Raw genomic sequence first — 24,047 nt, forward strand, 5'->3', positions numbered from 1 at the left:
GAGCGGGCGGGGCCGGGCGCGTCCCGGCCCCGCGGGCGCAGGTCCTGGTCACCGTCCCGGTCCTGTCCCTTCTGGGCGCCACCGACGAACCGGCCATGCTGGACGGGTACGGGCCGATCCCGCCGTCCATGGCCCGGGCCCTGATCACCGACGGCGCCGACTCCTTCCACCGCGTCCTGACCGACCCCCGCGACGGCGCCCCGCTGGAAATCGGACGGACCAGCTACCGCCTCACGAAGGCCCAGCGTCAATGGCTGAGGCTCCGCGACGGCAAATGCCCCTTCCCCGGCTGCAACAACCACTCCCTGGACAACGAAGCCGACCACCTCCTGGCCTGGGCCGACGGAGGCACCACCGGCATCTCCAACCTGGGCCAACCCTGCCCCAAACACCACCGCCTCAAACACCGGACCGGATGGACTCCCACCACGGCCGGCAAAGACCACCCGCCAGGGTGGACATCACCATCACAAAGGCACTACCCCAGCGAACACCAGGACTGGGAACCACCCCGCTGGCCGGGCCATGTCCCGATCACGGAGACTGACACGGACACACGCCCGGACGAAGAGGCTCCCGTGCTGCCCCCGGATCCCTTCCCGGACTGGCACTCCTTCACGGCCGAACACCCATGGCCCCGCACCGCCGACACGGACGATCCCGGCTGGCCGGCGCCTTTGAACTATGCCTTCACGGAAGGTGTGGTGTTTCAAGGGGGCTGAAACTGCGCTCGCGAAGCGGCTGACCCAGCGGGAACTCGCGCACCGGCTCTGAACGACCGACGGCACGGCCCCGAGACTGCTGGCGATCTTGGTCTGCCGCCCGAAGGCGTTCGAGCGTGATGAGCTGGAGGGCACCTTGCGCCAGGAGCGAGTCCGACGGAGTGCGTCGTTCGGCGCGACTCGCGGCTGCGCTACGGTCGCGTCGGTCTGGGCCACTACGATTGCGATATGACAGAACCCTCGGGCTACGAGCTCAATGCATGGCGTGACATCCAACGGTTCAAGGGCCGGCCACTTTCACGAGTGATAAGCAACGCCGGCGATCAAGTAGCCCACGGCGCTGCTGAACTCGGCAAGCGTGCCACACAGTACCTGGAGAACCGCCCGGGAGCCCAAGCTGCCGTTTCGCGTGGGCAAGAATTCGTTGCCAAGGGCGCCCATGCAATCAGCAACGGTGCTCGCAAAGCCGCCGACGCCCTACCCGACTGGAGCGGCGCTGCTCTAGGGTCGATGCGGAAGACCGTAGGACGGGTCTCGCGAGTCGGACTCTCACCAAAGCATGTGGTGGCGAAGCACCAAAAGCGCGGGCATGACGTTGCCTCGCTTTCCGACCTGCGCCGCCTCGACCTCGAGCAGATCGACGCTGTCCGTGGGAGGGGAGCGAGCCTCTACTACCCGGCCTTCGCGGCCGCTTCTGGAGCGGTCGCAGGGCTTGTGATCTCGGGAGGAGAAATCCTCGGTGTCGCCTCCGCCGGCGCCGCGGCAGCGCCTTCGGGAGCCGCCATCGCCGGCGCTTTCGTTGGGGACACCGCTTTCGTTCTCGGGCTGGCGTCCCGTTCCGTCGGCCATGTGGCGCTGCTCTACGGCTACGATCCCGAAGAGCCTGCCGAGAAGCTTTTCGTGATGTCTGTCGTCAACGCCGGGACGGCGATGTCAGCCAGCGCAAAGACCGCCGCTATGGCCGACATCTCGCGGCTCACCCAAGCACTCGTCCGCGGCAAAGCCTGGGCCATCCTGGACAAGTCAGTTGTCGCTCAGGTCTACAAGCAGTTCTCAAAGGCTTTCGGCGCGCGTTTTAACAAGCAGTCGCTCGGCAAGGTCGTACCCGCAGCCGGGATCGCCATTGGCGGTGCCTTCAACTGGGCCACTCTGGAGTCGATCGTTGACGTCGCCGACATGGCGTACCGGCGGCGTTTCCTAATTGAGAAATACCCGCACCTCGCTGACGAGGATACCCCCGGATCGTTTCCTGATGACGTCCCAGACGACTTCGACGAGGAGATCAGCGTGCTCGACGAGCTCGCCGAGGCGGGTGGACCCGACCTCCACTGACCGGGGTCAGTTCACACCGACCGAGCGTTTACCGAGTCACCCCATGGCCTCACGATCAAGCGGCGGGCAGCAGCCCTCGCCGGTGTGGCCACCGCTGGGAAGACATCTTCGAGGACGACGTCCTGCTTCCTCTCCTTTCAGTCGTCAGAGGCGTCCCCTTCGGGCGGGAAGCCTTATGAGTTGGGGGTCGTGTTCTTCCCAGTCCCCCGAGCAATAGAAACACAGCGCCAGGCGCGCCGGGCCGAGGTACGAGATTGTGCTGAGGCGGCCGGTCATTGTGGCAACGACCTGGTCCTGTCGCGCCTAGCTTTCTTGATCCTGTCCGGGTCATCCGCGTGAACTCGTGGTTCAGCGGGCTCAAGGTTGCCAGTTAGTGGTGTGCCAGCATGGTCATCACCGTACAAGGCAGCGTCGGCGTCGAGTTCACCAGTTTCGCTAGAAACAAAGTCTTCCCACCCGGTTGACTGCGCCGGTGCCGGCAGTCCGAGGGCGAAGCCTGAAAAGACTGAGCCGTGAAGGTGCCGTGAAGTTCGCTCAAGTTCCCACGGCCATGCGGCTGGTTCCTCTTCGAATTTCAGCGTCGCGTGTATCAGTCGGTGCTGTGGGGGGGTGCCGTTGCGCCGGGTGGAGGGATTCCTCCGTGTGATGACGTGGTCCTGACCGGACTGGACCTTGACCAGCTCATTGCCGCGGACCGGCCGCCCATCGCATCAGAACTGCCCACCGCCCGGGTGACCGCCACTTGGCAGAAGCTTCTCTCCCCGGAGGACTTGGATCTGGACTTCGACCTCAATGGTGACCAGGAAATGCCGTGACACTGCGTCGTTCCGTTCCCTCGGACGGGGCTCCATCTATAGGTCGTCAGGACCGGGATCGTCGTTCATTGTTACCCTGTAGTCGAAAAGAATGTCATCCATTATTGCCATGCCAGATTGCTCCACTACATTCTTAATCTCATCTGGAAGCTTGGACTCCGTGTAGACGGCATAGATATTGTGTTCAACGCGGTGAACATGGGCGCGGTCCCAAGAACCCCTGGCTATCAGGCTGTCATTAATTACTTTCTCGAATCGGACCTGTCGACTCGTTTCTGCCGAGAAGCTCCCGAACTCGAGCGTTTCCTTACGCTCTAGGACTTGGTCTAGCGAATCGTTCGTGACCTCCCAATGTGACTTCTGAGTTTCCGCCAGCTTCAATATCTCTTGGTGGACATCCTCAAGCTTTCTCTGCTCGGGTGTCATCACTTGGGTGTATGCGTAAGGGTTAGAGGCGATCCTCTCCACAAGTTGCTCGAGTTTCGGCCACTGTGTTTCAAATGATTCCGCCAACACATCATCGTTGACCGGCTGGCTCCTGGCGGCATTGATGGACGCGATCAACTTTTGAGCCTCAGATTTTCGCGTCGCGGGGTTGTTCATCACTCGGGATTGAAAGTTTTTGAGGGGACTGTTGATCGCGCTGCGATCAAGATCGAGAAGTAGCGGAACAACATTGGTTGAGTCGTCCAGCGACTTCCAGAGCGCTCCCGCCTCATAATTGATCCATGGCTTGTTTTGATTCTCGGCCGTGGTGCATATGATGCCATAACGAATTGTTTGAAGCTGGTTGTGAATGGATGGCATGGACATTGCTCCCGAGTCGATGTCCACGTCACTCACCCATGGATCGAGATCGTGGATTACGAAGGGAAGCCACGCCTTCAAGCCGAGCGCAAAGTCTCGCGCCTTCTCGCCTGACCAACTAATGAATACCTTCATACTTCTCTCTTCACTTTCTGCATTGTCAAATGGCCTGATTCTCAGAGTTGAGCTTCTTCAGGTGCGGCCGGGCGCGGTGTAGGTGAGAACGAACCGGCGCTGCGGCAGAGCCTTCAATGCGAACCGGTGTTGAAGTCAACCGGCCGATCGAAGTTAGGGCCTTTCACCGCAACGTATGCCGGGGCGCCGATCCGCCACCGCCGGGATGGGGAAAATCTCCAAGAGCGCCCGGAGATTCCTCGAGCTGGCGTAGCCGGACTCTCTCACGTCGCGCGTCAGCTGAGACAACCCCGAGTTAACCGCATTTACCCCACCATCGCCGAACCCCGCACCCGTTTCAGCGCCTCAGCCAGCAGATCAACGTCCGCGTCCGGGAACAAGCTCTCCGGCCCGGCCGGCGCCGCATCGGTGTATGGAGACTCGTACAGTGCCCCGACGTCCATGACCCCGTTCTCTGTAAGTTGCTGGACGATCATATTTACAAAGTGCAACTGGTTGGCATTGAGCGTCTTCTCTCCCACGAATTCAGACAATGAGTCCAGGGCAGCCTGGCGATCCATACCGACCAGCGACCTAACAAAAAGCCCAAGACCCTCAGCCTGAGCGGTGGCCGCTTCAAGTTCCTCGGGCGAACCTGCGCCGCTCTCAATCAGCATGCGCTGAAGTTCAGCAAGATCCGTCTCGGTCAGGGGCAGCCCGCGGCGGAGGCGATGGATGGCCATGTGGTCCAAGAACCCCTGCAGATAGACCCGGGCCTTCTCGCGATACCGGGCCAGATCTACCGATCCGGTCACGGTCCCCTTCAGCTCACCCTCCACGATGTCGCCGAGGGTGTCTTCGAAGTTCGAGTAGACCGCCTTGCGGCGCTTCTTTTCGATCAGGTGCACCAGCCCCCGCAGCCGAACTCGGATCAGTTCAAGCCACTGAGGCGAGACCCGGCCCCATTCACCTCCCTCTAGAATCGACTGGATCAGTACCATCTGGGCCCCGATGGCGGGAATGTTCGACTGATCCTGCAGGGCGGACGCAATCTCGACAATCTTCTTGCGGTAAGGCTCGACGGCCGCTGCGGAAGTCAGTGAGGCCAGCTGCGCCTGGTACATCAACAGGTCGAAGCGTTTGGCTTCCTCCGTATCGGCGGCGGAAGCCAGCGTCGCCAAGGGCGCCAGCTTCGTTTGCAGGTCCGTCAGATCCTGCGTGCCGAGAGTGCCCCACGAAGCGGGATCCGAGTACTTCTCCACCCACTCCAACCGCGGGCGCACCAGGAAGTTCTCCCGGGGCAACCCCGCTACCTGCCCCACAAGGCCGGACTGGAGCGTCGGCACGAAGTCGCCGTCGAGCCCGGCCGTGCGGGCTTCGGCCAGCAGCTGTGCCCGGACGGCGAAGCTGCGGTGCGCCAGGGACTGTCCCAGGGACCCTTCGGAACCGGGCAGTTCGGCGTTGAAGTATTCAATGTTCTGGCAGACGTCGAAGATAAAGAAGTCCTGCTTGTCCTCACCAGGTCCGTACAGTTCCGGCCTGAGTCGGGTGCCCCTGCCCACCATCTGCCAGAACTTAGTCTTGGAACGCACCACCTTGAAAAAGAGAAGATTGACCACTTCGGGCACGTCGATCCCGGTGTCCAGCATGTCCACGGACACAGCAATGTGGGGACTGTCCTCGGTGCGGGCAAAGGCATCGATCAGGGTGGAAACATAGTTGACGCTATGCGTGATGACCTTCGCGAAAGTGCCCCCGTACTGCGGGTGGTTGATGTTGAACCGTTCGGCAATGAATTCGGCATGCTTCTGGTTCTTGGCGAACACGATCGTCTTCCCGATCCGGTCTCCCCCGGCGACCTTGTGCCCGCGAGTCATCAGCACCTCGAGTGCCTTGTCCACCGTGTTGGCGTTGAACAGCCAGGTGTTCAGGATGACCGGATCCACCGCGTCGGGAATCTCCCCGTCCTCATCCCATTCGGCGGAGTCCCAGGCTTCCTTGTCCTCCTCCGATAGCTCGTCGTAGCGGATTCCTTCGACTGGGAACTTCAGAGGAATGGGCACGGCCCGGGGCGGTACGAGGTAGCCGTCGGAGATGGCCTGAGTCAGCTCGTACGCAAATGTGGGGACGTGGTCCTCGATGTCGAACAGGGAGTAGGTGTTGCGGTCCACCTCGGACTGCGGGGTGGCGGTCAGGCCCACCAGATATGCATCAAAGTAGTCGAATATGGCCCGGTACTTCTGGTACACGGAGCGGTGGGCCTCGTCGATGATGATCAGGTCGTAGTGGCCTATCCCGAACCTTTGTGTCAGCACCGAGCCGTCGTCGGTCCGTTCGTTGATCAGGTTCATCATCGTCGGATAGGTGGCGATGTGAATGCGGCTGTCCGCCTCCACATCCCGGCCCAGTACCACCGGGGATGATCCGGGGAGGTTGGTTTTGAAGGTGCGGGCGGCCTGGTCCACCAGGGCAACGCGGTCGGCCAGGAACAGCACGCGTTTGGCCCAGTTCGCCTGCATCAGCAGGCTGGACAGCGCGACGACGGTACGCGTCTTGCCGGAGCCGGTCGCCATGACCAGCAGCGCTTTGCGTTCCTTATCGGTTTCCAGGGCATCTGCAACGGCCCTGATGGCGGCCTGCTGGTAGCTGCGGCCCGCGATCTCGGTATTGATGGCCGCCGTGGCCAGCTTTTTACGGGTGGTGCGGCGGTCCACCATGAGCTGGAGCTGGTCCCGCGTGTGGAAGCCCTGAACGGGACGGGGCGGATACCCTGAGGCGTCGTCCCAGATCCAGTGCTCGTAGCCGTTGCTGTAGTAGATGACCGGGCGCTGGCCCGTCTCGGTCTCCAGCGCGTCGGCGTAGAGCTTGCCCTGCTGCTGACCCTCGTAGGGTGACTTGGATGACCGTTTGGCTTCGACGACGGCGAGTGGCTTGCCGTCGGATCCCCACAGGACGTAGTCCACGAACCCGGTTCCGGTGGTGGGGCCGGCGTGGGTGGGCATGTGGTGGACTTCGAATTCGCGGTCTTCGGCCTTGTCCAGTGCCCATCCTGCTTCGCCCAAATAGAGGTCGATGTAGACGCGAGTCTCGGCTTCGGTGTAGTTGTGGCTGTCCGGGAGTTTCTTGTTTTCTTCCTTTGCCCGGGCGACCTCCGCCCGCAGGGCCTCAAGCTGGGCCTGAAGCTGGACGTTATCCAGCCTCTGCGCGGTTAGCGCCGTATCCTTGGCGGCCAGTTCTTCGGCCAGTTTGGCCGTCTGGTCCGCCGTACGCGGCATCTGAGCCGGCGTCGGAGCACCAGCCTTCGGCGGCGGGCTAAGGAACTCACCGTTGAACGCGACCGTGGAGGCCGGGCGATTGGCAGGCTCCCGGGTATAGCGAAGCGCCAGCCAAATGCAGACGTGGAAGAGCTCGCGAATAGTCTGCTCAGAATGCTGGACGGTGATGGCAGCGTTGGTGTGGATGGCGCTGTTAGCTACTTTCCGGATGAGGTGGAACTTACTCACGATCGTGTCGCCCGCGAGCCGCTTAAACGTCGGTTCCGACATCAGGGCGTTTAGATCGCTCTTGTAAGGCAACGCAAGCGAGTCGTCAGCGTCATAAAGCCAGGCCAGCAGCGCTTCGACGGACCGCCGCGCGTAGAGCAGCGAAGATCGAGGATCCTTCCGCGCGTACAGTTCGGCAAGCCGCGCCTCTTTCGCAATACCCGGCCACTCCGCCTGCAGTGCCGCGAAATTGCTGTTCACATCCCCCAATGCCACTCCTCTGTTGATCTTCTCTCTGGAGCCTAGATGGTGTTGCCCGGCATGAGGCCGGGCAACACCGGTCTCAACTCAACCCCGTGGCAATGCGGAGTTGATTCCAAGGCCGCGCGGTTACTCAAAGAAGTCCTCGTCGAGCTCGACAATGTCGTAGCTCTGCTTCACCTGGACTCCCACCCGGTACTTGATCATCAGCCCCACAAGCCGCACACCGTCGATCAGGATGACCCGAGACGGAACCGCCTTCACGTAATCCCGTGCGCCGGCGGTGAAAGCACTGGTGGTGATGAAGACGCCGCGCGAGGCGCCGACACCGTGCAGTGCCCCGACGAAGGCCTGAATGGCTTCGCGGCCCACAGTATTGCCATCGGCGTACCGCTTGGCCTGGACATATATTCGGTCTAGGCCCAGCGCATCCTGGTCGATTACCCCGTCGACGCCGCCGTCATTGCTGCCGCCGATACGCTTCCCACGCTGCTCGGCTCCGCCATAGCCCATTTTGAGAAGCAGGTCGACAACCGCTTGCTCGAAAAAATCGGGGTGACTCTCCCGGAGACGTGTGAGGAGTGCGTCGCCGACGTCGGAGTGGATGCGGTTGATTCCGGATTCGATCTGCTCGATTGGGTCAATGTCCTCCACGAGGGTCTCATCGACGATGGACAGCGTCGGCTTTTGGGCATCGGACTGTGGCCAGAAGGGCGCGAACAGCGTCCGTGCCGTGGAGAAGTCGCTGATCCCTTCCGGGTGTTTGGATAACCATTCCCGCCCCGCCGCAGTGATTCGGTAGTTGGCCCTGACCGGCCGCTCGATCCAGCCGGCTTTCAGGAGATTGCTGATGGCCCAGCCGAGCCGCTGCTCGGAGCGGAGTCCACCTGTGTTCAGGGTCTCCGCACGCGCTGCCTCCGACAGCCGCGCAGAGTCAATAGCGCGGCTAACGATGTCCCGGCGGTGCAGCGTCTCGCCGGCAGACAGCACCCGAAGCACATGGGTCACAAAGACAGGCCAGATGGGAACTTCCGAGTCTGTAATGATGTTCAGTGCTTCGCTCATCAGAGTTCTCCGTTGAAGGCGCGGTTTCGGAGCGAAGCGAACAGAGCATCGAGTTCAGCCAACTGGCTACGGTGCCGCTCTTTGAGAAGCTCGACAGCAGTGACCTGCTTCGCAAACTCTTCCTGGGCTGTGAGCCCGGGTGCACTCACTACGAATCCAAGCACGCTCCTCTGCGAAATGTTTTTGACGCCTGCAGCACCACTGGCTGCGTTGTTCACGAACGCGCGAAATGCAGGCGTCTTGAAGAGACTTTGAAGGTACTCGGGACAAATCTTCGCTCCGGGCGCGAACTCAGCCCTCCATATTTTGTCGGGCAGGAAGAGGTGGTCACCTACCGCGCCGACTCGAACTGAAATTCCGATGAGGTCGAGCGAGCCACTGGCGCGAGTGAACAGCAGATCGCCGGTACGGATTCTGTGTTGTTCATTCGGAATGTAAGTGCGTGGGAGCGGCTTACTCTCGGACGGTTGAAAAACGCCCCCCGAGACAGCGTTGACTTTGATGACGCGGTTATGCGCATGTGCGTCACCACCACTTGAGATTAGATTCTTGCCGCTGCTGAAGCTCAAACCCAAATCTGCCAAGGTCATGGCTGGTAGCAGAGCTTCTTTAGCTTCGACCGTCGCGTGGAACAGCGATTGAGTCAGCGCATCAGCGTGTGCCAGGGCCTGAAGGCGTTTGGTGCGGAGCTCGTCGACCTTGTCGAGGACGGCCGCAACCCGCCGCTGCTCCTCAACGGGCGGGAGTGGCAGAGCAATCTCGCGTATGGCCTTAACCGATAGATGCTTGACTGTGGCAAACGGAGTGGCGTGCCAGATTTCCATGAGTGCCTGCGGAAGAAAATGGTAGAGGTATCGGCGGTCGAGGTGGGCATCGACAGGCGAAATCCTGCAGACTCGCTGGTTGAGTACGGCAGGTTCCGACGACCAGGTCTCTCGATTGAAGTCACCGTCCATGCCCACCAGAAGGTCGCCCTTGCGAACCACAAACCGCTCCTCGAAGGGGCCCGAATAGTAGGTCTCGGTTCTACCCCGCACGACATCACGGATCCTGATCAGGGGCATTTCACCATCGGTAGCGAACCGACTGGAGTCAAACGCGAATCCAGACAATATTTCGACGTGATCACCGAGACGGCCCAACTTCATGTTGGAGCTTGGGTCCGGCTTACGTTTAACCTCAATGCCTATAGTCACGACATAAAATCCTTCAAATCGGACAGGGCGATTGAAATCTCGGCTTCCAGCGTCTCCAGATCGGCGATGATGTCAGCCGGTGCCTTGTGGTCGATTTCTTCGTGTTCAACTTCTTTGTACCTGTTGAGAGAAAGGTCGTAGCCGTTGTCGGCGATCTCAGCTTTGGGGACGAGGAAGGACTGGTCGGTGCGCGCCCTGTCTGCCTCCGTCGTCTTCCGCTGCCCCCAGCGGGCCAGAACGTCGTCAAGGTCGGAGCTCTCAAGCTGGGTGCGCTTGTCGTCGAGGCTGAAGCCGTCCGACGTCACGTCGTAGAACCAGATGCTGTCGGTGCCGCCGGAGTTGGTCTTAGTAAAGAACAGGATCGCCGTGGAGACTCCCGCATAGGGCTTGAAGACGCCGGAGGGGAGTTTGACCACGGCGTCGAGCTTGTGGTCCTCGACAAGCATCTTCCGCAGCGCTTTGTGCGCCGTGGACGAACCGAACATCACACCGTCCGGCACGATCACCGCAGCACGGCCGCCGGGCTTGAGCAGGCGAAGGAACAGGGCCAGAAAGAGCAGTTCCGTCTTCTTGGTCTTGACCAGGGAGAGCAGGTCCTTGGCGACGTTCTCATAGTCCAGGCTGCCGGCGAACGGCGGGTTGGCGAGGATGACGTCGTATTTTTCTTCCTCGGAGCCGTGCCGGTCAGCGAGGGAGTCCCGGTAGGTGATGTCCGGGTTTTCGACCCCGTGGAGGAGCATGTTCATGGACCCGATGCGGAGCATGGTGCTGTCGAAGTCGTAGCCGTGGAACTGGCTGTGGTGGAAGAATCTGCTTTGCTCGGAGCTGGTGAGCAGGTTCGAGTTCTGCTGACGGAGGTACTCCCCTGCCTGGACCAGGAACCCGGCAGTGCCGGCGGCCGGGTCGCAAATGGCTTCCATCGGCTGGGGCGACGTCATCTTCACCATTAGGTCGATGATGTGGCGGGGCGTGCGGAACTGGCCATTTTGTCCGGCGGAGGCGATCTTACCGAGCATGTATTCGTAGAGGTCGCCCTTGGTATCGCGCTCGTCCATGGGGATCTCATCGATGATGTCGACGACCTTTTCCAGCAGCCCAGCGTTGGGGATGGTAAAGCGTGCGTCCTTCATATGCTGGGCGTAGGAGGACTCCTCGCCATTGGCCAGCTGGACGAGACCGGTGCGGAGGAACGGGAAGATGTGCTCCGCGAAGACCGTGTACATCTCATCACGGGAGAAGTTCTTGAACTTGCTCCAGCGAAAGTCTTGGTACGAGCGGCCCTTCTCATCTACGCCAGGGGGAAAGACCGGGTTCTCAACCGGCTTGCCGGTGCGATTGGCCTTGTTCTCCGCCCGCGTCTGGTTCTCGTCGAGTCGCTTGAGGAAGAGCAGATACGTGATCTGTTCGATCACTTCCAGGGGATTGGAAATGCCGCCGGTCCAGAACGCGTTCCAGACCTTGTCTACCTGAGATCTAATTTCGCCCGTCATCACCGTTCGAGTTTAGACGGTAATCCACGGGCGATTCAGCAGCCTCGCGGGCATGCAAGAGGCGTCAGGCCGTCGTCTCCCGCGTCCAGAGCACGCTGTCCATCCCCTCAAGTCGCTTGAGCTGGATCGCAAGCCATCGTCCGACCAGATTCAGATGTTCTAGCCGACAGCCTGATCCCAGATAGGCCCTGAGAGGGTACTTCCGGCGATCAGGCACGCCGGGGCCATTATCTGCGAACCCCGACTTCACCGTGAGTAAGTGCTATTCGCCGCCACTGAAGACGCCACACACCAACGATCATGGTGTACCAATGCTTTCGGCTGTCTCGCGTGACGGCGCGCTTGGAAGTCCGGCCAGCCTACGGCGGCGCCCTTCGATCCGGGTGCTCATTCGACCTTCCAAGGGCGCTAACCACTCCCGCACTGTGCCTTTGGCAAAATGCCGTGTTGTCGCAACGACGACGAGAAGGACGCCAAAAATCGCAGCTACAAAACCAAACCAGTTCGGCGCCTGGTTCATCCAGGGCGGGTTGAGAAATTTCAGTATCGCTATAGCTGCCGACGGAACGAGAAGGAGCAGAAGCACCGTGTTGATAGTCCTCCTAGCCGTACCTTCCGCGCCCGCACGAAGCACGGCATCGCGTTCTAGCGACTCTTGGTTTCGTTTCAGCAGTTCGGCACTAGTGACTTCCGCTTGCCGCTGCGCCACGTCCCGTTCCGCAGCGGTCTTGTCCAATGCATCGGTTTGGTCCAGCCACGTTTGCGCCGCCACGTCCGCCGAATAAGCAAGATCCTTCTGCGTTTTGTTGACCTGAACCATCTTTTGAAGCCAAGGCCGCTCTATGTCACTCTTGATCCGTCCGAGAACCTCGACGGCCGAATCCGCTGACAGATACTCTTCGTCGCCGAGCGTCTCTTCCATGAGGGCTGTACGGCCGACCGTCGTAGCCCGAAGAATTACTGCGTCGTCAGCATTCACGACGCCGCGCGATTCCAATTTTGCTACCTCTTCGAGGTACCTAGCCCAAAGATGGCTATCCGGCTGCATGCCGGCGTATGCAGTTGCCAGGATTTGCTTTCGGGGCAGGTCCGCGCCCACTGTTGGGCTCCTAACCCACAGAATGGCCGCAAGCGCCCCGTCTGTCATTGCAAGGGGCCACTCGTGATTCTCCTGGTCCAATTTCTCAACCGCACGCACTAGACTCTCGTTATCCGTGATTAGGACGTAGCCGCACTTCTCAAACTGCCTAGGCGAACTGCCCCGACGAAGGCGGTGGATGGCCGAGAGGCTGTCCACGTCGTACCTCCTCGTCCCATCCGATCGATAATGGATGTGGCTTTGAATAAGCTCCTCCAATCGCCCTTCATCGAGTCCGTACTCCTTGTACCCATCCGGTTTCGGACGTCTCTCGATTTCGAGTTCTGCCAGAGACATGGAAATGCGATCCCGCGCGAGCGCGATGTCGGACGGCGATGTACGCGATTCCTGAAAGTGCAGATCAATGGGACGAAGTCCCTCGCGTCTGCGTCCACCCGCTCGCACTACCCCTTCGGCACTGGCCAGTACCCCATCGAGCTCTTTCAAGGAGTGGTCGAAGCAGAAAGTTGTAGCACCGAGTGTTTGGGCGAGCCTGATCATCTGAAGGGTCGCCTGTTGTTGCGCCGCGCCCGAGTAACCGAGGGCATTTATGAGGACAGGGGTGTCCAGATAGATCGAAAGGCCCTTCAGAGACTTGGCAAACGTCGAAGTATCTAGCGTAACGACAGAGGCAAGTATTGCCCCCTTGACAGCATCTTCAACGTATCCGAAGCCCGTCTGATCTACGTCGGCCAAGTGCGCGATGAACTTCGAAATGACGTACTCGGATGCACGACTCCCGGACGCGCCTGCGGCCTTACGTCCCGTCAGAGACTGAGAAAGCAAGGGGACCGCGTGGTACTCGAGGTACCTGGCGAGCTCCCCCGCCGGATCAAGGCTCAGGTCCTTGCTATGTTCGGCGTATTTCTCATTGATGAAGTCTGTGTATTTGGTTACGAGCTCGTTCCGCTGGCGTTCGTAGCGGGCAATAGACGCGGTGACGCCGGGCGCGTTTTTTTGGCCTTTGTCCGTGCTCCGATACACCTCACCATCTCGGCACGCGTCCCCATCGCGAACTGCGCGCTTAAGGATTTTCTCAACTACCAAATCTGGAGTGGTGAGACCGAACCGAGATCTAAGAGTCTGAGCCAGGTTTGTGCAGGTTATCCCAGACTGATTCTGGCAAAGGATGTCCAGCGCAAAGCTACGAAAGTTGTCGACATAGCTGGGTGCCTGTGCATCGTAATTGGCCCTCAAGACCGCAAAACCGATGAGCGAGGACTGGCTCGCGTTCATACTTCCCCCAAATAGTCGAGCCCAATAATTCACCAATGCAGCACCCCCGCACGTATGTCCGCGCAGGGGCACTGTGGTTAGGACAACGTCAAACAACGTCAAATCGATGAGCTAGGCCGCTGGCTGCCCTGCTGGGCTGGAAGACGACCTATGCCCAACTGCCGGCCGGATTCGGACCTCGCACCGGTCTTTTCACCAGGACCCAAGCACGCCAAGAGGTCTAGTCGACTTGTAAATGATCAAGTTCGTTGGTGATCTTCAGTGGCTAGGTGCTCCGCCAAATAGGACGGAGCCGCCATCAGCCTGCGTCCTCATGACTGCCAACTAACTTGTCCCCGAAGCCAAGCTAATTGTCACTCGCCAACTAACTTGTCACTTGTGCCAACTATCTTGGCACCTCACACCAATTAGGTTGTCCGAAGGACCAGATAGCTTGTCCATCTACAGCCGCCCTAGAACTCCCAGTCCTCATCCTCAGTATTAACCGCTTTCCCAATCACATAACTCGACCCAGACCCCGAGAAGAAGTCGTGGTTCTCATCAGCATTAGGTGACAGGGCCGACAGGATGGCCGGGTTCACGTCGGTGACGGAGGCCGGGAACATGGCCTCGTAGCCGAGGTTCATGAGGGCCTTGTTGGCGTTGTAGTGCAGGAACTTCTTGACGTCCTCTGCCAGGCCGACGCCGTCGTAGAGGTCGTGCGTGTACTGGACTTCGTTTTCGTACAGCTCGAAGAGCAGCTCGAAGGTATAGTCCTTGATTTCCTGGCGCCGTTCCTCGGAGACCTTTTCCAGGCCCTTCTGGAACTTGTAGCCGATGTAGTAGCCGTGCACGGCCTCGTCGCGGATGATCAGGCGGATGAGGTCGGCTGTGTTCGTGAGCTTGGCACGGGAGGACCAGTACATCGGAAGGTAGAACCCGGAGTAGAACAGGAACGATTCCAGCAGGGTGGAAGCCACTTTGCGCTTGAGGGGATCGTCGCCCTGGTAGTAGTCCATGACGATCTGGGCCTTCTTCTGCAGGTTCTCGTTCTCGAGGGACCAGCGGAAGGCGTCGTCGATCTCCTTGGTGGAGCACAGGGTCGAGAAAATCGACGAGTAGGACTTCGCGTGCACCGACTCCATGAAGGCGATGTTGGTGTACACAGCCTCTTCATGCGGTGTGATGGCATCCGGAATCAGGGACACGGCGCCAACCGTGCCTTGGATGGTGTCCAGCAGGGTCAGGCCCGTGAACACGCGCATGGTGAGCTGCTGCTCATCCGGCGTCAGGGTGTGCCAGGACTGGACGTCGTTGGACAGCGGTACCTTCTCCGGCAGCCAGAAGTTGTTGACCAGGCGGTTCCAGACCTCCACGTCCTTGTCATCCTGGATGCGGTTCCAGTTGATTGCTTCGACGTGGCTAAGCAGCTTGACCTTCTCGGTCATTTCGTCCCCTTAACGTATGTGTTCTTTAAGGTAAGCGTACGACGCCGGGCGCTCACCCGGCGTCGTACTCTTCAGTTTTGAGGCGCGGCGGCTGCCGCAAATAATCAACCGATATCAGTTGTCATAGCATGCAGGAAACGCAGCCCTCAACCTCGGTCCCTTCCAGCGCGAGCTGGCGGAGGCGGATGTAGTAGAGCGTCTTGATGCCCTTGCGCCATGCGTAGATCTGCGCCTTGTTGATGTCACGGGTGGAGGCGGTGTCCTTGAAGAACAGGGTCAGGGAGAGGCCCTGGTCCACGTGCTGCGTGGCGGCTGCGTAGGTGTCGATGATCTTCTCGTAGCCGATCTCGTACGCGTCCTGGTAGTACTCCAGGTTGTCGTTGTCGAGGTACGGAGCCGGGTAGTAGACGCGGCCGATCTTGCCTTCCTTGCGGATTTCGATCTTGGCTGCCACCGGGTGGATCGACGATGTCGAGTTGTTGATGTAGCTGATGGAACCCGTGGGCGGTACGGCCTGCAGGTTCTGGTTGTAGATGCCGTGCTCCATGACCGAGGCCTTCAGCTCACGCCAGTCATCCTGGGTGGGGATGTGGATGCCGGCAAAGAGCTCGCGGACACGCTCAGTTTCAGGAGCCCATTCCTGCTCAGTGTACTTCGTGAAGAACTCGCCACTTGCGTAGGTGGAGTTCTCGAAGCCGCCGAAGGACTGGCCGGTCTCGATGGCCAGCCTGTTCGAGGCACGCAGTGCGTGGAACAGCACCGTGTAGAAGTAGATGTTCGTGAAGTCCAAGCCCTCTTCCGAACCGTAGTGGACGTGCTCACGGGCAAGGTAGCCGTGCAGGTTCATCTGGCCAAGGCCGATTGCGTGGCTCTGGGCGTTGCCCTGCGCGATGGACGGCACCGAGTTGATGTAGGACATGTCCGACACCGCGCTGAGGGCACGGATGGACGTCTCGATCGACAGGCCGAAGTCCGGGGAATCCATGGTCTTGGCGATGTTCATCGAACCAAGGTTGCAGGAGATGTCCTTGCCGACCGTCTCGTAGCTGAGGTCCTCGGCGTAGATGGACGGCGTGGAAACCTGCAGGATCTCCGAGCACAGGTTGCTCATGGTGATCTTGCCGGCGATCGGGTTGGCCCGGTTCACGGTGTCCTCGAACATGATGTACGGGTAGCCGGACTCGAACTGGATCTCTGCGAGGGTCTGGAAGAACTCGCGGGCGCTGATCTTGGTCTTCTTGATTCGGGAGTCGTCCACCATCTCGTAGTACTTCTCGGTGACCGAGATGTCGGAGAACGGCACGCCGTAGACGCGTTCGACGTCGTACGGGGAGAAGAGGTACATGTCCTCGTTCTTCTTGGCCAGCTCGAACGTGATGTCCGGGACCACGACGCCGAGGGACAGCGTCTTGATGCGGATCTTCTCGTCGGCGTTTTCACGCTTGGTGTCCAGGAAGCGGTAGATGTCCGGGTGGTGGGCGTGCAGGTACACGGCACCCGCACCCTGGCGGGCACCGAGCTGGTTGGCGTAGGAGAAGCTGTCTTCGAGGAGCTTCATGACCGGGATGACGCCGGAGGACTGGTTCTCGATCTGCTTGATCGGGGCACCGTGCTCGCGGATGTTGGTCAGCGAGAGGGCCACGCCGCCGCCGCGCTTGGACAACTGCAGCGCCGAGTTGATGCCGCGGGCGATCGACTCCATGTTGTCCTCGATGCGCAGCAGGAAGCAGGAGACCAGCTCGCCGCGCTGGGCCTTGCCTGCGTTGAGGAAGGTAGGCGTGGCGGGCTGGAAACGGCCGTCGATGATTTCATCGACAAGGCGGCTGGCAAGTTCCTCGTTGCCGCGGGCAAGGTGCAAGGCAACCATGCAGACGCGGTCCTCGTAGCGCTCCAGGAAACGCTTGCCGTCGAAGGTCTTCAGCGTGTAGGAGGTGTAGAACTTGAAGGCGCCAAGGAAAGTCTCGAAGCGGAACTTCTTCTTGTAGGCGCGGTTGAACAGGTCACGGATGAAGTTCATCGTGTACTGATCGAGCGTCTCGCGCTCGTAGTACTGGTTCTTGACCAGGTAGTCCAGCTTCTCTTCCAGGTCGTGGAAGAAAACGGTGTTGTTGTTCACGTGCTGCAGGAAGTACTGGTGCGCGGCCTCGCGGTCGGCGTCGAACTGGATCTCCCCGTTCGGACCGTAGAGGTTCAACATGGCGTTGAGCTCATGGTAGCCAAGGCCCTTGTAGGCCTCCGGCAATGGCTTCTTGACCTTGGCGGTGTCCATAGCGCCCTTGGTTACTTCTGTATCTGCGACAGTCGTGTCCAAAACTTTTCCAATCCTTGATTGACCCGGTCAACATCTTCCGGAGTCCCCATGAGTTCGAATCGATAAAGAAGCGGAACCCGGCATTTGGTGGCGATGATGTCTCCCGCCATGCAGTAGTTTTCCGCGAAGTTGGTGTTTCCTGCTCCGATTACGCCGCGGATCAGTTCCCTGTTCTGCGGGTTGTTCAGAAACCTGATGACTTGCTTGGGCACCGATCCTTCGCCATCCGTACCGCCATAGGTGGGCAGCACAAGGACGAAGGGTTCCAGTGCGAGCAGCGGCGCGTCCTTGGCATGGAGCGGGATGCGTGCCGCGTCGACGCCGAGCTTCTGGACGAAGCGCTTGGTGTTCTCAGATGTGGAGGAAAAGTAGATCAGGTGACTCCGCGTGCTGACGGCCTCAGCCGTTGCTTGAGCAGGTGCTGTTGCCAGCGCTGCCATGGGAGTCACCTCGACTACATTGGAATGCTTTGTTGTTGTGGCGGAGTCCTGAAAAACTAGGCCACAGAAGCGGCAGCCAGTGCCAGCTCTTCGATCTTGTCCGGGCGGAATCCTGACCAGTGGTCCTGCTCGGTCACCACGACGGGGGCCTGCATGTATCCAAGGGCCTTCAGGCGCTCAAGGGCCTCGGCATCCTGGGAGATGTCAACGCTCTGGTAGGCGATGCCCTTCTTGTCCAGTGCACGGTACGTTGCGTTGCACTGAACACAGGCCGGTTTCGTGTAAACCGTAACAGTCATGGTCCCTGTCCCCTTTGTTGAAGTCTTTGCTCTTCGTCTTGGCAGGCCCCGACCGGAACTGGTTCCGACTCCGATGCTGGCCACCAAGGCGGCCGAACGCTCTATTCATGTCTTGTGCTGGTTTCCCGCTCAATCCGTAAATCGATACTACATGTAGTGCAAGTGCCTCAGCGGAACCCCAAGATGATGTATTACAAGTATGTCATTTTACGCACCGGTAGTCCACAGGCAAAGGGGGTAAAAATGTCCGTGAATCCGCCAAATCCGGAGACGTAATCCACACCCTGTGGACTACTTAGCCACATTTAATCGCCAGCGTGTCGCGTGGATCCCGGCGTGTCGCGGCATCGTTGCAAACGCCGTTTCCCGAGTCGCCCGCCACACTCCAACGAGCCGGGCAGGCACAGCAACAGCAGGCGCGGAGACGGAATTCACACAGCTATGCTGGCTTCCACGGTCTTTCGACCGGCATCGAGCCTAAGGATCACTGATGGTCAACCTTCTCCACCTGCGGACGCTCCTTGAGGTCACGCGACTTGGCTCCTTCGCGGCGGCCGCCACGCGGCTCGGCTATACCGCGTCGGCCGTATCCCAACAGATGGCAGCCCTGGAACGGGATACCGGCGTCGAACTCTTCCACCGTTCCGCACGCAGTGTGGTGCCCAGCGAAGCCGCCCTCACCATGGTGCGGCATGCGTCCAAGGTGCTCACCGACGTCGAAACCCTGTTGGCAGCGGCATCGCGAAGCACGGACTCCCCCGCCCAGGAGCTGCGGCTTGGCATCTTCCCGAGCCTGGCCACCTACGTACTGCCGGACATCCTGCGGAACCCTCGCTGGAAGAAACTTGGCATCGAACTGCGTGTGTGGGTGGCCGAACCTGCCCAGACCATCCAAGGCCTGCGCAGCGGCGGCGAACTGGATCTGGCGCTTGTGTACCAAGTGGGGCAGTCCGGGCTCGCGTGGCCACACACCTTGGAACGGCAGTGGATCGGCGACGACGACTTCCGGGTGGTGCTCCCCGCGTCCTGGGGTATCCGGGAAGACGCGGAAATGCAGGCCTCGCAACTCTCCGACATGCCCTGGATCATCCACCACCCAGGCACCAGCGACGCCGTCGTCATCGAACGGCTGTTTGCCAGCTGCAATCTGCACCCGCGCGTCGTCGCCTACAGCGACGACTTCCACGCCAGCCTTGAGATGGCTGCTGCGGGGCTCGGCGCCGCGCTGGTACCGGAACTGGCACTGCGGCACCGGCCTCCCGGCGTCGTGGTTCTGGACGTCCCGGACATCCGGTTGGCCCGCAACGTGTTCGCCCTGCTCATCAACGAAAAGCGCACCGCGCAAGTGCAGCTCTTCACGGAACTGCTGGCGGACACGCTTCGCGGGAGCACTGCAGCAGTCCGGGCCGGCGCCACCGCGACCACGCCCAAAGTGACCCAAAAGTCAACGCCCAAACCACGCGCCTGAAATCTTCCAGGATGCTGGAACAGGCCGCTTGTTTGGGGTTATGTTGAAGACATGAGCAAGGTAGCGAGCAAACATTTTGGGGAAATCGAGCTCAACCACGGGCGGGAACGCTGCTACGTGGCTTCTCACGAGCTCGCAGGAAATCCCCTCGAACTGGACCTGAACGTCACGGCACATGACCACTTCGACGAGAAGGCACTCCACAAGGTGGACTACCGCCTGGGCTACCTCCCCGAGTTGGTGGACCAGGTCCGGGACATGATTGCCGAGGAGCTGGACCAGGACGGCACCAACTCCCAGCAGTTCCTCCACTTCCACTCCACGCAGCTCAAGGAAGAGCAGCTGGAGGCAGTGTTCGGCGTCCGCGACAAGACGCAGCTCACCAAAGACGTTTTCCTCAAGGCCCTCAAATTAGGTCATGTAGCGATCTACCCGGGCCAGCCAGAGCGTTACTTCGTCCTCGATTTCACCCTGGGCTCGCACTTCACCGACGAGCTCCTGGTTGTCGCGGCGGACGAGGACGGCGTGGTGGACGACGAAATCCTCTGGGAGTCCTGACAATCCCCACCGGCCCCCTCGCCTCACAAGTTCGGCCAGGGAACCGTGCCGGCGTGGGTCCAGCAACCGATGATTAAAGTACGACGGCGGCCGGTCACCTTTCGAGGTGACCGGCCGCCGTCGTTCGTCCTACTTGGGCGTTACTTGGCTGCTTCCAGCAGTCCGGCGCGGACCGTCTTGGTGGCCTTGACCAGGTTGCGCAGGGACTCTTCGGTCTCGGCGTAGCCACGGGTCTTCAGGCCGCAGTCCGGGTTGACCCAGAGCTGGCGGGACGGAACATGCTTGACGGCGGTTGCCAGGAGCTCGGTGACTTCGGCCTCGCCCGGGACGCGCGGCGAGTGGATGTCGTAGACGCCCGGACCAACGCCACGGCCGAAGTGGTGTGCCTCAAGGTCGTGGACAACCTCCATGCGGGAGCGGGCTGCCTCGATGGAGGTGACGTCGGCGTCAAGGCCGTCGATCGCGTCGATGATCACGCCGAACTCCGAGTAGCAGAGGTGGGTGTGGATCTGGGTTGCGTCCGCTGCACCGGCGGTGGCCAGGCGGAAGGAGTCAACCGACCACTTCAGGTAGGCGGCGTGGTCGGCCTTGCGCAGCGGCAGGAGCTCGCGCAGGGCGGGCTCGTCCACCTGGATGACCTTGATACCGGCAGCTTCGAGATCGGCGATTTCGTCGCGCAGTGCCAGGCCCACCTGGTTGGCGGTTTCGCCGAGCGGCTGGTCGTCGCGGACGAAGGACCAAGCCAGGATGGTGACCGGACCGGTGAGCATGCCCTTCATCGGCTTGCTGGTCAGGGACTGGGCGTATTCGGCCCAGGCAACCGTGATGGGAGCCGAGCGGGTGACATCGCCCCAAAGGATGGACGGACGGGTGCAGCGGGAGCCGTAGGACTGGACCCAGCCGTGGACCGTGACGTCGAAGCCTTCGAGGTTCTCGGCGAAGTACTGGACCATGTCGTTGCGCTCGGGCTCGCCGTGCACCAGGACGTCGTAGCCGAGCTCTTCCTGCAGGTCGACGACGCGCTTGATCTCGTCCTTCATGAGCTGCTCGTACTGCTCGTTGCTCAGCTCGCCCTTGTTGTTGCGGGCGCGGGCCGAGCGGATTTCCGAGGTCTGCGGGAAGGATCCGATGGTGGTGGTGGGCAGCGGCGGCAGGTGCAGCGCTGCTTCCTGGGCAGCTTCGCGGACCGAGTACTCGGAGCGATTGAAGTCGGCCTCGGTGAGGGCTGAGATGCGGACACGGACGTCGTCGCGCTGAACGCCTTCGGCCGTGGCGCGGGAGGCGATCACGGCGGAAGCTTCGTCAATGGCGGCCTTCGCGGAAGCCGGGTTGGCCAGGTAGTCCGCAAGGGTCTTGACCTCGACGGCCTTCTGGTCAGCGAACGCAAGCCAGCTGCGCAGTTGCTCGGAGAGCTGGGTCTCCTCGGCGGTGTCGTGCGGAACGTGCTGGGTGGAGGTGGAGGTGCTGACGGCGAGCTTGCCGGCGGCGGCCTTCAATTCGTCCAGCTTGGCGGCCGAGACGGCGAGGTCGTTGCGCCAGATGTTGTGGCCGTCGACGACGCCGGCAACCAGGGTCTTGTTGCCCAGGCCGGCCAGGGCTGCTGCGGACGGGACCGCGCCCTTGAAGACGTCGATGTGCAAGGCATCGATGTTAGTTGCGGCAAGAGTGCCGAGCTGGCCATCGAGGGAGCCGTACGGGGTGGAGACGAAGAGCTGCGGGCGCGCTGCGGCACCCGAGAGGACCTCGTAGGCGCGGGCAACGGCAGCCTGGATTTCCGAGGCCGGGGTGTCCTGGTCAACAACCAGGGCGGGCTCGTCCAACTGGATCCAGCTGGCGCCGGCGGCGGCCAGCCTGCCGAGGAGTTCAACGTAGACCGGGAGGATATCTTCAAGGCGGGACAGTGGAGCGAAGCCTGCGGGGGCGTCATCCGAAGCCTTGGAGAGCAGCAGGTACGTCACCGGGCCGACGATGTACGGACGGGTCTCGATGCCGTTGGCGAGGGCGAACTCGAATTCCTCGACGATGCGGTTGGAGGCGAGCTTGAAGTCAGTCTCCGGGCCGATTTCCGGCACGAGGTAGTGGTAGTTGGTGTCGAACCACTTGGTCATTTCAAGCGGCTGCTGTTCCTTGTTGCCGCGGGCCAGGGTGAAGTAGCCATCGATATCGAGCTGGCCATCGGCATTGAGCAGCTGGCCGAAACGGGCCGGAACGGCGCCCAGGTGTGCGGTGGCGTCCAGCACCTGGTCGTAGAAGGAGAAGGTGCCAGGAACGGCGGCGGCTTCGTTGAGGCCGAGTTCCTGGAGTCGCTTGGCAATGGTCAGCTGGATGTCCTTGGCAGCGGCGTCAAGGGCGGGAGCGTCGATCTTGCCGGCCCAGTAGGCTTCAACGGCCTTCTTCAGTTCGCGGCGGCGGCCGATGCGCGGGTAGCCGAGGAGGGAGGCTGCGGGGAATTGGGTGGTCTTCTGCTCAGTCATTCGAATTTCCTTCAAGAAGTTGGTGGAAAGGTTTGTTGTCTTTGGGGCTGCGTTGTAGCCAGGTTCAGCTGACGAGTTCCTGACGCCGGGCGATGGCGCTGAGCCGGCTGGCAGGGCGGGCCGGCCGGGGCAGGGCAAGCTTGTCCAGCACGTCCAGGGCGCAGGTGTGCTCGTTGAACGTGTATAGGTGGATGCCCGGTGCGCCGGCCTGGAGGGCTGCGTTGGCCAGGTCCACCGTGGCGCGGACCCCGATCTTGCGCCGTTCGGCGTCAGTGTCCGCAGCAGCAAGGCGATCGATGAGTTCCGGTGCCGGTTCGACGCCGGTGAGCTCGCCAAGGCGCTTGAGCCGGCGAAGGCTCGTCAACGGCATAACGCCCGGAATGATCGGGATGGTGACTCCTGCGCGCCGGGCACGCGAGATCAGGTCCGCATATTGCTCTGTCTGGAAGAAGACCTGCGTGATAGCGAAGTCGGCGCCCGAGCGCTGCTTCGCGAGCAGTACCTCGACGTCGTGCTCCACGCTCGGGGACTCGGGGTGGCGGGTGGGGTAGGCAGCCACCCCGACAGCGATCTTGCCTGCGCACAGCAGGGCCGAACGTCGCTGTTCCACACGGCGGATCAGTTCGATCAGATCCTGGGCGTAACGCAACGAGCCGCTGACCGGCCTGCCACTGTCCTTGGGCAGGTCACCGCGCAACGCAAGGATGCCGCGCACGCCGTTGTCCAGGAGTTCGCCAATGATCTCGGCCAACTCCTGCGGGGTGTTTCCAACGCAGGTCAAGTGGGCCAGCGGCCGGAGGGTGGTTTCAAGCAGCAGCCGGTTGATGAGCTCGACGGCGGTATCGCGGTTGGAGCCGCTGGCGCCATAGGTGACGGAGACGAAGTCGGGATCCGTGGCCTCAAGCTCGCCGATGGTGGTCCACAGCGATTCGGCAGCCGCTGGAGAGCGGGGCGGGAAAAGCTCGTAGGACAACGCGACGGGAGCAGCGCCGGTTAAGTTTGGATGGGTGTCGATAAGGCTTGGTGGTGACATTTGCGTCCTTGGCTGTGTGTCAGCGGGCCCGCGTCCAGGGACTTGAAAACCAAGGCCTTGGACTGCAGAATCGGTGAATTGAGTTTGGGGATACACGCAACGAACTCCAACAGGGCGCAGCCGCGACTGTTACGCCTGTAATGAAGTTGCCCGTGTGCAAATGTCAGGCCCACATGGGGGCACCCACACCCTCCTGTCTGCCTTCGAGGGGCAGATCCGGCGGAGGATCGCTGACACGTTACCGCGGTAACTTGACTACGACTCTAGATCGGGGCTCCGGGCGCCACAAATCGCCCACCGAATTAAGACGCAGTTTTACGCTACGTTTCGCCCGATTTCTGAAGATTGTTCGTTTGGACTTTCGGCGATGTTTGACCGG

General features: G+C 61.0%; 17 protein-coding genes. 5 read left to right on the forward strand and 12 right to left on the reverse strand.

The window, feature by feature from the left end; translation table 11 throughout:
* From OOZ51_RS19210 to OOZ51_RS19225, 3 genes are all read left to right on the forward strand, one after another.
* A partial coding sequence (locus OOZ51_RS19210) for an HNH endonuclease signature motif containing protein (protein WP_265981369.1) occupies positions 1-722 on the forward strand: 722 nt, incomplete at its 5' end.
* A 228-nt stretch (positions 723-950) separates the two neighbouring features.
* Positions 951-2,054 carry an EcsC family protein gene (locus OOZ51_RS19220; RefSeq protein ID WP_265981370.1) on the forward strand — a complete coding sequence of 368 codons (1,104 nt, stop codon included), beginning with the start codon at positions 951-953 and terminating at the stop codon, positions 2,052-2,054.
* A 650-nt stretch (positions 2,055-2,704) separates the two neighbouring features.
* Positions 2,705-2,869 (forward strand): hypothetical protein, encoded by a 165-nt coding sequence (locus OOZ51_RS19225; protein WP_265981371.1) that lies wholly within the window; start codon positions 2,705-2,707, stop codon positions 2,867-2,869.
* 36 nt (positions 2,870-2,905) lie between these two features.
* Here the strand turns inward: OOZ51_RS19225 and OOZ51_RS19230 are convergent, their stop codons facing one another.
* The 10 genes from OOZ51_RS19230 to nrdH form a co-directional block, all read right to left on the reverse strand.
* Positions 2,906-3,811 (reverse strand): TIR domain-containing protein, encoded by a 906-nt coding sequence (locus tag OOZ51_RS19230; RefSeq protein WP_265981372.1) that lies wholly within the window; start codon positions 3,809-3,811, stop codon positions 2,906-2,908.
* 305 nt (positions 3,812-4,116) lie between these two features.
* On the reverse strand, positions 4,117-7,533 hold the full coding sequence (locus tag OOZ51_RS19235; RefSeq protein WP_265981373.1) for a DEAD/DEAH box helicase family protein: 3,417 nt from the start codon (positions 7,531-7,533) through the stop codon (positions 4,117-4,119).
* Between the two features lie 129 nt (positions 7,534-7,662).
* Complete coding sequence (locus OOZ51_RS19240) at positions 7,663-8,598, reverse strand: restriction endonuclease (protein WP_265981374.1); 936 nt, start codon at positions 8,596-8,598, stop codon at positions 7,663-7,665.
* Positions 8,598-9,794: a restriction endonuclease subunit S gene (locus OOZ51_RS19245; protein WP_265981375.1), complete on the reverse strand. Its 1,197-nt coding sequence runs from the start codon at positions 9,792-9,794 to the stop codon at positions 8,598-8,600. The genes OOZ51_RS19240 and OOZ51_RS19245 overlap by 1 nt, the downstream gene beginning before the upstream one ends.
* A complete protein-coding gene (locus OOZ51_RS19250; protein WP_323054812.1) occupies positions 9,791-11,284 on the reverse strand; it encodes a type I restriction-modification system subunit M in 1,494 nt (497 codons plus the stop codon). Before OOZ51_RS19250 ends, OOZ51_RS19245 begins: the two co-directional genes overlap by 4 nt.
* A gap of 298 nt (positions 11,285-11,582) precedes the next feature.
* Complete coding sequence (locus OOZ51_RS19255; RefSeq protein WP_265981377.1) at positions 11,583-13,658, reverse strand: hypothetical protein; 2,076 nt, start codon at positions 13,656-13,658, stop codon at positions 11,583-11,585.
* A gap of 452 nt (positions 13,659-14,110) precedes the next feature.
* The gene (gene nrdF, locus OOZ51_RS19260) at positions 14,111-15,085 is read right to left on the reverse strand and encodes a class 1b ribonucleoside-diphosphate reductase subunit beta (protein ID WP_265981378.1); all 975 of its coding nucleotides are present in this window, start codon (positions 15,083-15,085) and stop codon (positions 14,111-14,113) included.
* Between the two features lie 121 nt (positions 15,086-15,206).
* Positions 15,207-17,354: a class 1b ribonucleoside-diphosphate reductase subunit alpha gene (nrdE, locus tag OOZ51_RS19265; protein ID WP_265981395.1), complete on the reverse strand. Its 2,148-nt coding sequence runs from the start codon at positions 17,352-17,354 to the stop codon at positions 15,207-15,209.
* A gap of 11 nt (positions 17,355-17,365) precedes the next feature.
* The gene (gene nrdI, locus OOZ51_RS19270; protein ID WP_265981379.1) at positions 17,366-17,836 is read right to left on the reverse strand and encodes a class Ib ribonucleoside-diphosphate reductase assembly flavoprotein NrdI; all 471 of its coding nucleotides are present in this window, start codon (positions 17,834-17,836) and stop codon (positions 17,366-17,368) included.
* A 56-nt stretch (positions 17,837-17,892) separates the two neighbouring features.
* Positions 17,893-18,135, reverse strand: coding sequence for a glutaredoxin-like protein NrdH (gene nrdH, locus OOZ51_RS19275; RefSeq protein ID WP_028267421.1), 243 nt, complete (start codon positions 18,133-18,135; stop codon positions 17,893-17,895).
* A gap of 490 nt (positions 18,136-18,625) precedes the next feature.
* On the opposite strand from nrdH, the gene OOZ51_RS19280 reads away from it, so the two are divergent.
* Positions 18,626-19,603: a LysR family transcriptional regulator gene (locus OOZ51_RS19280; RefSeq protein WP_265981380.1), complete on the forward strand. Its 978-nt coding sequence runs from the start codon at positions 18,626-18,628 to the stop codon at positions 19,601-19,603.
* Positions 19,604-19,654: 51 nt separating this feature from the next.
* Positions 19,655-20,161 (forward strand): DUF2004 domain-containing protein, encoded by a 507-nt coding sequence (locus OOZ51_RS19285; protein ID WP_265981381.1) that lies wholly within the window; start codon positions 19,655-19,657, stop codon positions 20,159-20,161.
* A gap of 140 nt (positions 20,162-20,301) precedes the next feature.
* Here the strand turns inward: OOZ51_RS19285 and metE are convergent, their stop codons facing one another.
* Together metE and OOZ51_RS19295 are read right to left on the reverse strand one after the other, a co-directional pair.
* Positions 20,302-22,635 (reverse strand): 5-methyltetrahydropteroyltriglutamate--homocysteine S-methyltransferase, encoded by a 2,334-nt coding sequence (metE, locus tag OOZ51_RS19290; RefSeq protein ID WP_265981382.1) that lies wholly within the window; start codon positions 22,633-22,635, stop codon positions 20,302-20,304.
* Positions 22,636-22,699: 64 nt separating this feature from the next.
* Positions 22,700-23,668 (reverse strand): methylenetetrahydrofolate reductase, encoded by a 969-nt coding sequence (locus tag OOZ51_RS19295; protein WP_265981383.1) that lies wholly within the window; start codon positions 23,666-23,668, stop codon positions 22,700-22,702.
* Positions 23,669-24,047 lie beyond the last annotated feature (379 nt).

The sequence above is a fragment of the Arthrobacter rhizophilus genome (genome assembly GCF_026241105.1).
Taxonomy (GTDB): domain Bacteria; phylum Actinomycetota; class Actinomycetes; order Actinomycetales; family Micrococcaceae; genus Arthrobacter.